Raw genomic sequence first — 14,484 nt, 5'->3', positions numbered from 1 at the left:
GCTTTCACGGATGCAGTCCGCCTACACCGTCCTCATCCTGCTGACGCTGGTAAGCGTGTCGAAACTGGTCGGGCGAGTCATTCCGCTACCGCTGCCATTGGTGCAGATCGCCGCTGGCGCCTTGCTGGCATGGCCGACCCTGGGCCTGCATGTGGCCCTGGACCCAGAACTGTTTCTGTTCCTGTTCCTGCCACCGTTGCTGTTCGCCGATGGCTGGCGCATTCCCAAGCGTGAGCTGTGGCGTATTCGCGGACCAGTGGTGGCCCTGGCGGTGGGCCTGGTGCTGTTCACCGTGGTCGGCGCCGGATATTTCATCCACTGGCTGTTGCCTACTATCCCGCTGCCGGTAGCGTTCGCGTTGGCAGCCGTGCTTTCGCCCACCGACGCCGTGGCTGTGTCGGCCATCACCCAGGACCGCCTGCCAACCCCGCTCATGCACATGCTGCAGGGCGAGGCGCTGTTGAACGATGCCTCGGGCCTGGTGACCTTCAAGTTCGCCCTGGCAGCGGCGATCACAGGGGCATTCTCGCTTGCCGACGCGGGCATGAGTTTCGTCCTCGTTGCCATCGGTGGCTTGGCGGTGGGGGTCGCGCTTAGTTGGCTGATCGGCCGCCTGCGTGCGTGGATGATCGCCCGGGGCTGGGACGACCCGGCCACCCATGTCGTGTTCATGCTGCTGCTGCCGTTCGCGGCCTACGTATTGGCCGAGCGCCTGGGCGTTTCTGGCATTCTTTCCGCCGTGGCTGCCGGCATGATGCAGAGCTGGCTCGACCTGCTGCCCCGCCAGACCAGCACACGGCTGTTGAACCGCAGTGTCTGGTCGTTGCTGGAGTTCGCCTTCAATGGCCTGATCTTCCTGCTGCTGGGCCTGCAGTTGCCGGACATCATCAAGGCGGTGGTCAGCCATGAGACCACTGTCTGGCCGACCCTGGCCTGGCGCTGTCTCGATGTGCTGGCGATCTTCGCTGCGTTGATACTGCTGCGTTTCGTGTGGGTACAGAGCATCTGGCGAGCGATCGGTGTGGTGCGGCGTTGGCGCGGTAAACCGGACCTGGTGCTGATGCCCACCGCGCGCTCTTGCTGGCTGTTGACTCTGGGCGGCGTGCGCGGTGCCGTGACGCTGGCTGGTGTGATGTCTATCCCGCTGCTGATAGGGGCGGGCAAGGCGTTTCCCGAGCGTGATCTGCTGATTTTCATCGCCGCGGGGGTGATCCTGTTGTCGTTGATCAGCGCGTGCGTCGCCTTGCCGTTCCTGCTGCGGGGCGTTACCAGAAGTCCGGATGAGCGTTTGCACCAGGAAGTGCAGGAAGCCTGGCGGCGCACCGCGGAGGCGGCCATTCATGCCTTGGAGGCAGAAGAAGTGATCGATGCCAGCGCACCCCAGGATGCGGCGCAGGCGACCTTGGCCACCGAGCTGAAGGCGCGGTTGATGGCCGAATACCGGGACGAGCTGGACAGCTACAACGACACCGCCGAAGCGCGGGCACTGGCCGAGCAGATGGACTTGCTGGAGCGGCGACTGCGCTTGCGTGCGCTGCGGGCCCAGCGTCTTGAGCTGTACAACCTGCACCGCCAGCACTTGGTGGGCGATGAGGTCGTGCGCCAAGTGCTGGGCGAGCTGGATCTGAGTGAAGCCAACCTAGGGCAGGTCAAGTAGCGGATCTGTCTGTCGGAGGGCCGCGTGGCGGCCCTTCGTCTTCAGCGGCTTTGCAGGAACTGGCGAATCCGCTCCGCCGCTTCGATACACTCGGCCAGCGGCGCAACCAGGGCCATGCGCACTCGACCAGCCCCTGGATTCACGCCGTTAACTTCACGCGAAAGGTATGAGCCTGGTACCACGGTCACATGCTGGGCCTCGAACAGGTCGCGGGTGAAGTCGGCGTCGCTGCCCGGGACCTTGGCCCACAGGTAGAAACTGCCATCCGGGCGCTGCACATCCAGCACCGGTTGCAGGATGTCCAGCACGGCGTCGTACTTGGCGCGGTACTGGTCGCGGTTGTCGCGCACATGGGCTTCGTCCTGCCAGGCTGCGATGCTGGCCAGCTGGGTCTGAACCGGCATCGCGCAGCCGTGGTAGGTGCGGTACAGCAAAAACGGCTTGATGATCGAGGCGTCACCGGCCACGAAGCCCGAGCGCAGTCCTGGCAGGTTGGAGCGCTTGGACAGGCTGTGGAACACCACGCAGCGCTTGAAGTCGCTACGGCCAAGCTCGGCGCAAGCGGTCAGCAGGCCAGGTGGCGGGGCGTCCTCGTCGAAGTACAGCTCGCTGTAGCACTCGTCGGCGGCAATCACGAAGTCATGCTCGTCGGCCAGGGCGATCAGTTTCTTCAGGGTGTCCATTGGTACCAGGGCACCTGTCGGGTTGCCCGGGGAGCACAGGAAGAGGATTTGGCAGCGCTTCCAGACCTCGACCGGCACTGCGTCGAAGTCGGGGTTGAATCCGTTGGCTTCCAGGCAGGGCAAGTAGTGCGGCGTGGCCCCGGCCAGCAGGGCCGCGCCTTCGTAGATCTGGTAGAACGGGTTGGGGCTGACCACCAGGCCATCGTCGGCGCGGTTGACCACGGCCTGGGTGAAGGCGAACAGTGCCTCACGGGTGCCGTTCACCGGCAGGATGTGGCGGTCGGCGTCCAGCCAGCCGGTTGGCACGCCAAAGCGGCGCTCGCACCACTGGCCGATGGCCTGGCGCAATGCCGGCAGGCCGATGGTGCTCGGGTACACCGCCAGTTTGTCGAGGTTGTCGGCCATGGCCTTGGCGACGAAGGCCGGCGACTCGTGCTTCGGCTCGCCAATGGACAGGGCGATGGCGCGTTTGTCCGCGGCCGGTTTCACGCTGCCCAGCAGGGCACGGAGTTTCTCGAACGGGTAGGGCTGCAGCTGGGTCAAGGCATGATTCATCGGCGCAAGGTCTCGTCAATCGTTAAAAGGTCACGCGGGTGGGGCTGGCATCGCTGGCCTGGCCAGCCTGCAACTGCTGGACGATCGCTTCCTGCAGGCGGCTGCACAGTTGTGGGTCGGACAGCGGCTGGTTGTCGGCGTCGGTGATGAAGAACACGTCCTCGACCCGTTCGCCGAGGGTGGCGATCTTGGCGTTCTGCAGCGACAGGTCGAACTCCAGGAAGATCCGTCCGATCCGCGCCAGCAGGCCGGGGCGGTCGGGAGCGGTGATTTCCAGGATGGTCACCGGGCGCTGCGCATCGTTGTGGATGGTTACCTGCGGCGCGAAGGTGAAGTGCTTGAGCTGGCGCGGCACCCGGCGCTGGATGATGGTCGGGTAGTCCTCGGGGTTGCGCAGCGCTTCGGTCAGGCCATCGCGAATCTGCTTGACCCGCTGCGGGTTGTCGCCGATCGACCCGCCGTCGTTGTCGAGCACGATGTAGGTGTCGAGGGTGAACTGGCTGCTCGAGGTGATGATCCGGGCATCGTGGATGTTCAGGTTGAGCTGGGACATGGCCGCCACGGTCACGGCGAAGAAGTCGTGTTGGTCAGGGGCATAGATGAAGATCTGCGTCCCGCCCTCGAACTCGCGCTGGGTGGTTTCCTTGATCAACACCAGTGGCCCGCCGTCCGCCGGCTGCTGCAGGATCGCATCACTGTGCCAGGCCACGTCGGCGGCGGTATGGCGCAAGAAATAGTCATCGCCCAGCTGCGACCAGAGCTGCTCGACATCGTCCGGGTCGGTGCCTTCGCGCACCAGGATGTCCAGCGCTGCGGTCTGGGTCTGGCGAATCTGTTCTTCGCGATCCAGCGGGTTTTCCAGGCCCCTGCGCAGGGCACGCTTGGTCTCGGTGTAGAGCTGGCGCAGCAGGCTGGCGCGCCAAGAGTTCCACAGGCTGGGGTTGGTGGCGTTGATGTCGGCCACGGTCAGCACGTAGAGGTAGTCCAGGCGGGTTTCATCGCCGACATGCAGGGCGAAGTCATTGATCACCTGCGGGTCGGACAGGTCCTTGCGCTGGGCGGTGGTGGACATCACCAGGTGGTTCAGCACCAGCCAGGCGATCAGGCGGCTATCCCAGGCTGGGAGTTGGTGGCGCTCGCAGAAGGCCTTGGCGTCCACCGCGCCCAGTTCGGAGTGGTCGCCCTGGCGGCCTTTACCGATGTCATGGTAAAGGCCGGCCAGGTAGATGAGTTCGGGCTTGGGCAGTCGTCCCATGAGCTTGCTGGCCAGCGGGAATTTTTCGGACACTGGCGTGTACTGCAGCTTGCGCAGGTGCTTGATGAGGTTGAGCGTGTGGGCATCGACCGTATAGATATGGAACAGGTCATGCTGCATCTGCCCCACGATCAGGCCGAACTCCGGCAGATAGCGGCCAAGAATGCCGTAGCGGTTCATGCGCCGCAGGTTGCGGTGGATGCCGATTTCGCACTTGAACAGTTCGATGAACAGGCTGGTGTTGCGGATGTCGTGGCGGAACGTTTCGTCGATCAGGTGACGGTGCTCGCGCAGCAGGCGCACGGTGTCGGCGCGTACACCCTTGATTTCCGGGTGCTGGGCCATCAGCACGAAGATTTCCAGCATGGCGAAGGGCGTGCGTTTGAACACGTTCGCATTGACCGCTTCGATATAGCCGTCGTGCAGGCGGAAGCGCGCATTCAGAGGTTGCGTGGCGCCGCTGTCGTCATCGGCGAGGATCACTTCCTCGAAATGCTGGATGATCAGGTCGCACAACTGGCTGATGCTCATGACCACGCGGTAGTACTGCTGCATGAACTGCTCGATGGCCCGCTTGGGGTTCTCGTCGCTGTAGCCCAGTAGCGCGGCGATGCTGCGCTGGTGGTCGAACAGCAGGCGGTCCTCGGCGCGACCGGCCAGCATGTGCAGGGCGTAGCGCACCCTCCACAGGAAGTCCTGGGAGGACGCCAGCAGCTCGTTCTCGCTTTCCAGCAGGAAGCCTTCGCCGGCCAGGGCATGCAGGTTCAGCGTGCCGTACTGGCGTCGAGCCACCCACAGCACGGTCTGGATGTCGCGCAGGCCGCCGGGAGAACCTTTGACATTGGGTTCGAGGTTGTACTCGGTGTCGTTGTACTTGTGGTGGCGGGCCTTGAGTTCGGCGCGCTTGGCCAGGAAGAACTCCTTGCTCGGCCACATGTGTGCGGTGCTGGTGACGTCCAGCATGCGCTGACGCAGGCTCTCCGGGCCAGCAATGGTGCGGCTTTCCATCAGGTTGGTGATTACCGTCAGGTCGGCGCGGGCTTGTTCTGCGCATTCGTCGACGGTACGAACGCTCTGGCCAACTTCCAGGCCGATGTCCCACAACAGGGTGAGGAAGCGCTCGATGGCGTCGCGGTACTGTTCGTGTTCGGCGGCACCCAGCAGAATCAGCAGGTCGATGTCCGAATAGGGGTGCAGTTCACCGCGTCCATACCCACCCACTGCAACCAGGGCGATCCCGCTTTGGTCGCCCCAATCGAACTGGTTCCAGGCTTGTTGCAGGATGTTGTCGACGAGCCAGGCGCGATCCTCGATCAGTCGGCGGATTTCGCGGCCGCTGCGAAAACGCCGGTCAAGCACCTCGCCCGCCTGGCGGATGGCTTTCTTGAAGGCGGCGATAGGGCTCGCCTTGAGGGCCAGTTCCGCCTGGAACTGGCCGCGGTCGAACAGCTCGGGATCCACCTGGGGCATCGCGTCGCGTTCCTGTCTGAGTGTTTGCCTAGTGTGGGCTCAAGCCGAGGTGCGCGGGATGGTATCGTCCTTGCGCAGGGTGAAGATCTCGTAGCCGGTGGCGGTGACCACCAGGGTGTGTTCCCACTGGGCCGAGAGCTTGCGGTCCTTGGTGATGGCGGTCCAGCCGTCGCCCAATACCTTGGTGTCGGCCTTGCCCTGGTTGATCATCGGCTCGATGGTGAAGGTCATGCCTTCCTTGAGCTCCATGCCGGTGCCGGCCTTGCCGTAGTGCAGGATCTGCGGCTCTTCGTGGAACACCTTGCCGATGCCGTGGCCGCAGAACTCGCGCACCACCGAAAAGCCGTTCTTCTCGGCGTGCTTCTGGATGACCTCGCCGATGTCACCCAGGCGGCAGCCCGGCTTGACCAGCTCGATGGCCTTGTACATGCACTCTTGCGTCACCTTGGACAGGCGCTCGGCCCAGGGGGCGACGGTGCCGACGTGGAACATGCGGCTGGTATCGCCGTGGTAGCCATCCTTGATGACGGTCACGTCGATGTTGATGGTGTCACCGTCCTTGAGCGGCTTGTCGTTGGGAATGCCATGGCAGACGACGTGGTTGATCGAGGTGCAGATCGACTTGGGGTAGCCCTTGTAGTTGAGCGGGGCCGGGATGGCCTGCTGGACGTTGACGATGTAGTCGTGGCACAGGCGGTCCAGCTCCTCGGTGGTGACACCGGGCTTGACGTGCTCTTCGATCATTTCGAGCACTTCGGCGGCCAGGCGGCCGGCGATGCGCATCTTCTCGATGTCTTCTGCGGTCTTGATGGTGACGGTCATTGCAGGCTCTCTACGGCGCCATCGATGGCGCGAACAAACGGGAAAGGCCGGATTCTACCAGAGCAGGGCGGCAATCGGTCGGGATAAAGGCGGTCGTCCTGCTGTCTATAGAGGGCATTCTGGCCTGAAAGCCAGGGTGCTGCAAAAAACGCTGACGGACGAGACCTTATTCGGGTTCCGTTCGCCTGCGGTCTGTGGTATAAAATGCGCCGCTTTCGGGGACGACCCCGAGAGTACTAAACCCCACACACGTGTCGACACGATGGCCTGGGTGCCCCGACTCTTCGGAATCGCGGGTTGGTCATTGGGATACGTGGAGGCCCAACCCGACTTATCAAGGAACTATCATGTCCCAAGTCAATATGCGCGATATGCTGAAGGCCGGTGTGCACTTCGGCCACCAGACCCGTTACTGGAACCCGAAAATGGGCAAGTTCATTTTCGGCGCGCGTAACAAGATTCACATCATCAACCTGGAAAAAACCCTGCCGATGTTCAACGACGCTCTGTCGTTCGTAGAGCGCCTGGCCCAGGGCAAGAACAAGATCCTGTTCGTCGGCACCAAGCGTTCCGCCGGCAAGATCGTCGCCGAGCAAGCTGCTCGTTGCGGTTCGCCATACGTTGACCACCGTTGGTTGGGCGGCATGCTGACCAACTACAAAACCATCCGTGCTTCGATCAAGCGTCTGCGCGACCTGGAAACCCAGGCCGAAGATGGCACCTTCGCCAAGCTGACCAAGAAAGAAGCCCTGATGCGCACCCGTGATCTGGAAAAGCTGGATCGCAGCCTGGGCGGTATCAAGGACATGGGCGGTCTGCCTGATGCCCTGTTCGTGATCGACGTTGAGCACGAGCGCATTGCTATCACCGAAGCCAACAAGCTGGGCATCCCGGTCATCGGCGTTGTCGATACCAACAGCAGCCCGGAAGGTGTTGATTTCGTCATCCCAGGTAACGACGACGCCATTCGCGCCATCGAGCTGTACATGACTTCGATGGCTGACGCCGTCATCCGCGGCCGCAACAACGTTGCTGGCGGCACCGAAGTCTACGCTGAAGAAGCGGCTGCACCTGCTGCTGAGTAATTGACGCTTAGCGTCTGACTTGGCACGCAAAAAGGGGGCTTGGCCCCCTTTTTGCCACCTTGAAATCCTGCTGTCAGCAACGGCCCCGCATCATGGGTCGCTGACGATAAAAGCAGTGGATTTGCAGAATTGAACGCCCGTCACAAGCGGGTGGAATGGTTGAAAAACTTTCCAAGAGGATTTTGAAATGGCAGCAATTACTGCAGCGCTGGTCAAAGAACTGCGCGAGCGTACCGGCGAAGGCATGATGGATTGCAAAAAGGCCCTGGAAAAGGCCGGCGGCGACATCGAGAAAGCCATTGACGACATGCGTGCCTCGGGCGCCATCAAGGCCGCCAAGAAGGCTGGCAACGTTGCCGCCGAAGGCGCCATCGCCGTCAAGACCGACGGCAAGGCCGCTGTCCTGCTGGAAGTGAACTCGCAGACCGACTTCCTGGCCCTGCAAGATGACTTCAAGGCCTTCGTTGCTGAAAGCATCGAAGAAGCTTTCGCTCAGAAGCTGACCGACGCCGCTCCGCTGATCGCTTCGCGCGAATCCGCTCGTGAAGCCCTGGTTGCCAAGTGCGGCGAAAACGTCAACATCCGTCGCCTGGTGCGCGTTGAAGGTGACGTTGTCGGTGCTTACCTGCACGGTAACAAGATCGGCGCAGCCGTTGTTCTGAAAGGCGGTGACGTTGAACTGGCCAAGAACATCGCCATGCACGTCGCAGCTTCGAACCCAGAGTTCCTGCTGCCTTCGGAAGTTTCCCCTGAAGCCATCGAGCGTGAGAAGGGCGTCTTCCTGCAGCTGAACGCTGACAAGATCGCTGGCAAGCCAGAAAACATCGTCGAGAACATGATCAAGGGTCGTATCTCGAAGTTCCTGGCCGAAGCTTCGCTGGTCGAGCAAGCTTTCGTCATGAACCCAGAAGTCAAAGTTGGCGAGCTGGCCAAGAAAGCCGGTGCTGAAATCGTTTCCTTCACCTACTTCAAAGTCGGCGAAGGCATCGAGAAGCCAGTCGACAACTTCGCTGAAGAAGTTGCCGCTCAGGTCGCTGCCGCCAAGCAGTAAGACAGACTCGTCTGTCGCCCCAAAGAGGCTGCCCGCTCACGCGCGCAGCCTCTTTGTCAAAACGGAGACGGGTTTATCGAACCGGTCTCTGCTGGCACCAAAACGGTGCCACGCTACAGTTAGCAGGCTGCAAACAGCCCGCACGGAATTTTCTACAGTACGCCGCAGGAGAGACTCGCAATGGCTCAGCAGGTGAGTGGTCGCCAACCTCGCTATAAACGCATTTTGCTCAAACTTAGCGGCGAGGCCCTGATGGGCTCGGAAGACTTCGGGATCGACCCGAAGGTGCTGGATCGCATGGCCCTGGAAGTCGGCCAATTGGTCGGTATCGGCGTCCAGGTTGGCCTGGTGATCGGCGGTGGTAACCTGTTCCGCGGCGCCGCGCTCAGTGCAGCCGGTATGGATCGCGTCACCGGTGACCACATGGGTATGCTGGCCACCGTGATGAACGCCCTGGCCATGCGCGACGCCTTGGAGCGTTCGAACATCCCGGCCCTGGTCATGTCGGCCATTTCCATGGTCGGTGTCACCGATCATTACGATCGTCGCAAAGCTATTCGCCACCTCAACTCCGGGGATGTGGTAATTTTCTCCGCCGGTACCGGCAATCCGTTCTTCACCACCGACTCCGCAGCCTGTCTGCGCGCCATCGAAATCGATGCCGACGTTGTGCTGAAGGCGACCAAGGTCGATGGTGTGTACACTGCCGATCCATTCAAGGATCCGCATGCCGAGAAGTTCGATCACCTGACCTACGACGAGGTTCTGGATCGCAAGCTCGGCGTTATGGATCTGACCGCAATCTGCCTGTGCCGCGACCACAAGATGCCATTGCGGGTATTCAACATGAACAAGCCTGGCGCCCTGCTGAATATCGTGGTGGGTGGCGCTGAAGGTACTTTGATCGAGGAAGGCGAAGCATGATCAACGACATCAAGAAAGACGCTCAGGAGCGCATGACCAAGTCCATCGAGGCCCTGGGTCGCAACCTGGCGGCGATCCGCACCGGTCGCGCCCACCCAAGCATTCTGGACAGCGTCAAGGTCCCTGCGTGGGGCAGCGAGATGCCGCTGAACCAGGTGGCCGCGATCACCGTCGAAGACGCCCGTACCCTGAAGATCGTCGCCCACGACAAGAACCTCAGCGCCGCCATCGAGAAGGCGATCCTGACCTCCGACCTGGGCCTGAACCCCTCCAGCGCCGGCACCACCATCCGTGTTCCGATGCCTGCCCTGACCGAGGAAACCCGCAAGGGTTACACCAAGCAGGCCAGCGGCGTCGCCGAAGATGCCAAGGTGGCGGTACGTAACGTTCGTCGTGACGCACTCGCCGACCTGAAGAAGCTGACCAAGGACAAGGAAATCAGCGAAGACGAAGAACGCCGCGCCGCGGACGAGATCCAGAAGCTGACCGACAAGTTCGTCGCCGAAATCGACGCTGCGTTCAAAGCCAAGGAAAAGGACCTTATGGCCGTCTAAGGCCGAGGTTTTTTAATGGAAAAGACCAAGCTGGCGGCACTGTCTTCGGTGCCGCGTCACGTCGCGATCATCATGGATGGCAACAATCGCTGGGCGAAAAAGCGTCTGTTGCCCGGCGTTGCCGGGCACAAGGCGGGCGTCGACGCCGTTCGTGCGGTCATCGAAGTGTGCGCGCAGTCCGGGGTCGAGGTGCTGACCCTGTTCGCGTTCTCCAGCGAGAACTGGCAGCGTCCGGCCGATGAGGTAGGGGCGCTGATGGAGTTGTTCTTCTCGGCCCTGCGTCGTGAGGCCAAGCGGCTAAACGAGAACAACATCAGCTTGCGCATCATCGGTGATCGCTCGCGTTTCCATCCTGAGCTGCAGGCGGCCATGCGTGAAGCCGAGGCGCTGACTGCGGGCAACAACCGCTTCATCCTGCAGATCGCCGCCAATTATGGCGGTCAATGGGATATCGCCCAGGCCGCCCAGCGCCTGGCCCGTGAAGTCCAGGCCGGCCACCTGCGTCCGGAGGACATCACGCCTGACTTGTTGCAGACTTGCCTGGCGACGGGGGAGCTGCCTTTGCCCGACCTGTGCATTCGCACCGGCGGCGAGCACCGCATCAGCAACTTCCTGCTTTGGCAGCTGGCTTATGCCGAGCTGTATTTCTCCGACCTCTATTGGCCGGACTTCAAACACGAGGCCATGCGCAACGCGTTGGCCGATTTCGCTTCGCGCCAGCGCCGCTTCGGTAAGACCAGCGAGCAGGTCGAGGCTGGAGCTCGTGCTTAATGCTTAAACAACGCATCATTACTGCGCTGATCCTGCTGCCGGTCGCGCTGGGCGGCTTTTTCCTGCTCAACGGCGGGGATTTCGCCCTGTTCATCGGCTTCGTGGTCACCCTTGGTGCCTGGGAGTGGGCGCGCCTGGCCGGGCTGATGGCCCAGCCGCTGCGTATTGCCTACGCCGCCGTGGTTGCCGGGGCGCTGATGCTGCTCTACCTGATGCCCGACCTTGCGCCCTGGGTGCTGGGTGCGGCGGTGATCTGGTGGGGGCTGGCCACCTGGCTGGTGCTCACCTACCCACGCAGCAGCGAGCTTTGGGCCAGCGCCGCCTGCCGATTGCTGATCGGCTTGCTGGTGCTGCTGCCGGCCTGGCAAGGGCTGGTCTTGCTCAAGCATTGGCCGTTGGGCAACTGGTTGATCCTGTCGGTCATGGTGCTGGTCTGGGCGGCCGATATCGGGGCTTATTTCTCCGGGCGTGCTTTCGGCAAGCGCAAGCTGGCTGCGCAGGTCAGCCCAGGCAAGAGCTGGGAAGGCGTCTATGGCGGTCTGGCCCTGTGCCTGCTCATCACCCTGGTGGTGGGTATCAGCCGGGACTGGAGCTTCGGCCAGATCGTCCTGGGGCTGCTGGGCGCTGCGGTAGTGGTCATGTCCTCGGTAGTGGGTGACCTGACCGAGAGCATGTTCAAGCGCCGCTCGGGCATCAAGGACAGCAGCAACCTGCTGCCAGGTCACGGCGGCGTGCTCGATCGCATCGACAGCCTGACGGCGGCGATCCCGATCTTCGCGGTGCTGCTGTGGGCGGCTGAATGGGGTGTGATGTGAGTACGCTGCAACGCATTACCGTACTCGGCGCTACCGGGTCCATTGGCCTTAGCACGCTGGATGTGATCGCTCGCCATCCCGAGCGCTATCGGGTGTTCGCGCTCAGCGGTTATTCGCGTATCGACGAGTTGCTGGCACTGTGCGTTCGCCATGATCCGGTCTATGCAGTGGTGCCGGATGCAGAAAGTGCTGCGCGTCTGCGCGAGGGCCTGGCTGCCGCGCGCTGTGCCACCGAAGTGCTCGAGGGCGAGGCGGGGCTGTGTCAGGTCGCGGCGGCGCAGGAAGTCGATGCGGTGATGGCCGCTATCGTCGGCGCCGCTGGGTTGCGTCCGACCTTGGCTGCCGTCGAGGCAGGCAAGAAGGTGTTGCTGGCCAACAAGGAAGCCTTGGTGATGTCCGGCGCACTGTTCATGGATGCGGTGCGGCGCAGTGGCGCTGTGCTGTTGCCCATCGACAGTGAACACAATGCCATTTTCCAGTGCCTGCCCGGCGACTACGGTCGTGGGCTGGTTCAGGTCGGGGTGCGGCGCATCCTCCTGACGGCGTCGGGCGGCCCATTCCGCGAGACGCCCCAGGCGGCCCTGGCCAATGTCACGCCGGAGCAGGCCTGTGCCCACCCTAACTGGTCCATGGGGCGCAAGATTTCCGTGGACTCGGCCAGCATGATGAACAAGGGCCTGGAGCTGATCGAAGCATGCTGGTTGTTCGATGCAGCGCCGGCCAAGGTCGAAGTGGTGGTTCACCCGCAGAGCGTGATCCACTCGTTGGTGGATTATGTCGACGGTTCGGTGCTGGCCCAGCTGGGCAATCCAGACATGCGCACGCCCATAGCAAACGCCCTGGCCTGGCCCGAGCGGATCGACTCCGGGGTAGCCCCGCTGGACTTGTTCGCCATCGCTCGTCTGGATTTCCAGGCGCCCGACGAACAACGCTTCCCTTGCTTGCGCCTGGCGCGGCAGGCTGCCGAGGCGGGCAACAGTGCGCCTGCCGTGCTCAATGCGGCCAACGAAGTGGCGGTCGAGGCATTTCTCCAGCGGCGCATCCGCTTTCCAGAAATCGCGAGTATGATCGAACAGGTGCTTGACCAGGAGCCAGTGGTCTCGCTGCCGTCGCTGGATGCGGTGTTCGCTGCCGACCAGCGCGCCCGGGAACTGTCCCGTGAGTGGTTGAGGCGCCACGGCCGCTGATGCAGGCCTTGCTCCAGGTTCCGCTGAACGTCATTCGGAGATGGATATGACTGCGCTCTACATGATTATCGGCACCCTGGTGGCCTTGGGTGTATTGGTCACTTTCCACGAGTTCGGCCACTTCTGGGTGGCCCGACGCTGTGGCGTCAAGGTGCTGCGCTTCTCCGTGGGGTTCGGCACACCGTTGATTCGCTGGCATGACCGCCATGGCACCGAGTTCGTGGTGGCGGCGATCCCGCTGGGCGGCTACGTCAAGATGCTCGACGAACGCGAGGGTGAAGTGCCGCCAGCGCTGATCGAGCAGTCGTTCAATCGCAAATCCGTCCGTCAGCGTATCGCCATCGTGGCGGCGGGGCCGATCGCCAACTTCCTGCTGGCCATTTTCTTCTTCTGGCTGCTGGCCATGCTCGGCACCCAGCAGATCCGTCCGGTCATCGGTGCGGTCGAGTCCGGTAGCCTGGCGGCTTCGGCGGGCTTGGTCGCTGGTCAGGAAATCGTATCCATCGACGGAAAACCGACCAGTGGCTGGTCGGCAGTCAACCTGCAGCTGGTTCGGCGCCTGGGCGAGAGCGGCACCCTGCAAGTCGGCGTGCGGGACGAAGGAGCCACGGTCGAGCGTCAGTACCAGATCACGCTCGCGGGTTGGCTCAAGGGCGCCGACGAGCCGGACCCGATCCAGTCCCTGGGCTTGCGTCCATGGCGTCCGGCCATTTCGCCGGTTCTGGCTGAAATCGATCCAAAGGGGCCGGCCGCAGCGGCCGGGCTCAAAAGTGGTGACAAATTGTTGGCCGTCGATGGCGTGACGGTGAGCGACTGGCAGCACGTGGTCGACACCGTGCGCGCACGCCCCGAAGCCAAGGTGTTGCTGCGTGTGGAGCGTGATGGCGCGCCGCTGGACGTCCCGGTGACGCTGGCCCGGCGCGGCGAAGGCAAAGCCTCCGGCGGCTACCTGGGGGCAGGAGTCAAGGGCGCCGAATGGCCCGCCAGCATGCTGCGCGAAGTCAGCTATGGCCCGCTCGAGGCAGTGGGCGAGGGCTTGTCGCGCACCTGGAACATGAGTGTGCTAACCCTCGAATCGCTAAAGAAAATGCTGTTCGGGGAGCTCTCGGTAAAAAACTTGAGCGGACCGATAACCATTGCTAAAGTGGCGGGCGCTTCGGCCCAGTCCGGCGTGGGGGATTTCCTGAATTTCCTGGCCTACCTGAGCATAAGCCTGGGGGTTCTTAACCTGCTGCCCATCCCGGTACTGGATGGGGGGCATTTGCTGTTTTACCTGGTCGAGTGGGCGCGCGGTCGTCCGCTGTCGGATCGGGTGCAAGGTTGGGGGGTCCAGATCGGTATCAGTTTGGTCATTGGGGTGATGTTGCTCGCCCTGATCAACGATCTGGGTCGACTATAAAAGATTCGCTCAATTGCGAACCTGCCGTTTTCATACGGCGGGTGGTTTATTGCCAGTTGGAATAAAAGGACTTCATGAAACGTCTGCTGCTAACTGCGGTCCTCTCCGCACTGATGATCGCTGAAGTTCACGCCGAGTCCTTCACCATCTCCGATATTCGTGTCAACGGCCTGCAGCGGGTGTCCGCCGGCAGCGTCTTTGGCGCCTTGCCCCTGAACGTGGGCGATCAGGCCGATGACCGACGCCTGGTGGAATC

Annotated in this window: 12 protein-coding genes and 1 pseudogene; 10 read left to right on the top strand and 3 right to left on the bottom strand. The window is 62.5% G+C overall.

Annotated elements, in window-relative coordinates:
• Window positions 1-10 precede the first annotated feature (10 nt).
• On the top strand, window positions 11-1,657 hold the full coding sequence (locus H620_RS0100070; protein ID WP_023381978.1) for a Na+/H+ antiporter: 1,647 nt from the start codon (window positions 11-13) through the stop codon (window positions 1,655-1,657).
• A gap of 41 nt (window positions 1,658-1,698) precedes the next feature.
• Here the strand turns inward: H620_RS0100070 and dapC are convergent, their stop codons facing one another.
• Genes dapC through map form a run of 3 tightly spaced genes read right to left on the bottom strand, consistent with a single transcriptional unit; the run spans window position 1,699 to window position 6,442 of the window.
• A complete protein-coding gene (gene dapC, locus H620_RS0100065; RefSeq protein WP_023381977.1) occupies window positions 1,699-2,895 on the bottom strand; it encodes a succinyldiaminopimelate transaminase in 1,197 nt (398 codons plus the stop codon).
• 22 nt (window positions 2,896-2,917) lie between these two features.
• Window positions 2,918-5,620, bottom strand: coding sequence for a [protein-PII] uridylyltransferase (locus tag H620_RS0100060; protein WP_023381976.1), 2,703 nt, complete (start codon window positions 5,618-5,620; stop codon window positions 2,918-2,920).
• 39 nt (window positions 5,621-5,659) lie between these two features.
• Complete coding sequence (gene map, locus H620_RS0100055; protein WP_023381975.1) at window positions 5,660-6,442, bottom strand: type I methionyl aminopeptidase; 783 nt, start codon at window positions 6,440-6,442, stop codon at window positions 5,660-5,662.
• A gap of 347 nt (window positions 6,443-6,789) precedes the next feature.
• On the opposite strand from map, the gene rpsB reads away from it, so the two are divergent.
• The 9 genes and pseudogenes from rpsB to H620_RS25450 form a co-directional block, all read left to right on the top strand.
• The gene (gene rpsB / locus H620_RS0100045) at window positions 6,790-7,527 is read left to right on the top strand and encodes a 30S ribosomal protein S2 (RefSeq protein WP_023381974.1); all 738 of its coding nucleotides are present in this window, start codon (window positions 6,790-6,792) and stop codon (window positions 7,525-7,527) included.
• 187 nt (window positions 7,528-7,714) lie between these two features.
• Entirely contained in the window at window positions 7,715-8,578 is an 864-nt protein-coding gene (tsf, locus tag H620_RS0100040; protein ID WP_023381973.1) for a translation elongation factor Ts, read from the top strand.
• A gap of 180 nt (window positions 8,579-8,758) precedes the next feature.
• Window positions 8,759-9,502: a UMP kinase gene (pyrH, locus tag H620_RS0100035; RefSeq protein WP_023381972.1), complete on the top strand. Its 744-nt coding sequence runs from the start codon at window positions 8,759-8,761 to the stop codon at window positions 9,500-9,502.
• The gene (gene frr, locus H620_RS0100030; RefSeq protein ID WP_023381971.1) at window positions 9,499-10,056 is read left to right on the top strand and encodes a ribosome recycling factor; all 558 of its coding nucleotides are present in this window, start codon (window positions 9,499-9,501) and stop codon (window positions 10,054-10,056) included. Before pyrH ends, frr begins: the two co-directional genes overlap by 4 nt.
• Before the next feature lie 15 nt (window positions 10,057-10,071).
• Window positions 10,072-10,827: a polyprenyl diphosphate synthase gene (uppS, locus tag H620_RS0100025; RefSeq protein WP_023381970.1), complete on the top strand. Its 756-nt coding sequence runs from the start codon at window positions 10,072-10,074 to the stop codon at window positions 10,825-10,827.
• Entirely contained in the window at window positions 10,827-11,642 is an 816-nt protein-coding gene (locus tag H620_RS0100020) for a phosphatidate cytidylyltransferase (protein WP_023381969.1), read from the top strand. The genes uppS and H620_RS0100020 overlap by 1 nt, the downstream gene beginning before the upstream one ends.
• Window positions 11,639-12,829, top strand: a complete 1,191-nt coding sequence (ispC, locus tag H620_RS0100015; protein WP_023381968.1) for a 1-deoxy-D-xylulose-5-phosphate reductoisomerase — start codon at window positions 11,639-11,641, stop codon at window positions 12,827-12,829. The genes H620_RS0100020 and ispC overlap by 4 nt, the downstream gene beginning before the upstream one ends.
• A gap of 46 nt (window positions 12,830-12,875) precedes the next feature.
• Window positions 12,876-14,228: an RIP metalloprotease RseP gene (gene rseP / locus H620_RS0100010; protein ID WP_027906529.1), complete on the top strand. Its 1,353-nt coding sequence runs from the start codon at window positions 12,876-12,878 to the stop codon at window positions 14,226-14,228.
• 74 nt (window positions 14,229-14,302) lie between these two features.
• A pseudogene (locus H620_RS25450) lies at window positions 14,303-14,484 on the top strand (POTRA domain-containing protein); the annotation flags it as partial.

The sequence above is a fragment of the Pseudomonas taiwanensis DSM 21245 genome (assembly GCF_000425785.1).
GTDB lineage: Bacteria > Pseudomonadota > Gammaproteobacteria > Pseudomonadales > Pseudomonadaceae > Aquipseudomonas > Aquipseudomonas taiwanensis.
This window is presented reverse-complemented; position numbering and strand designations above follow the sequence as displayed.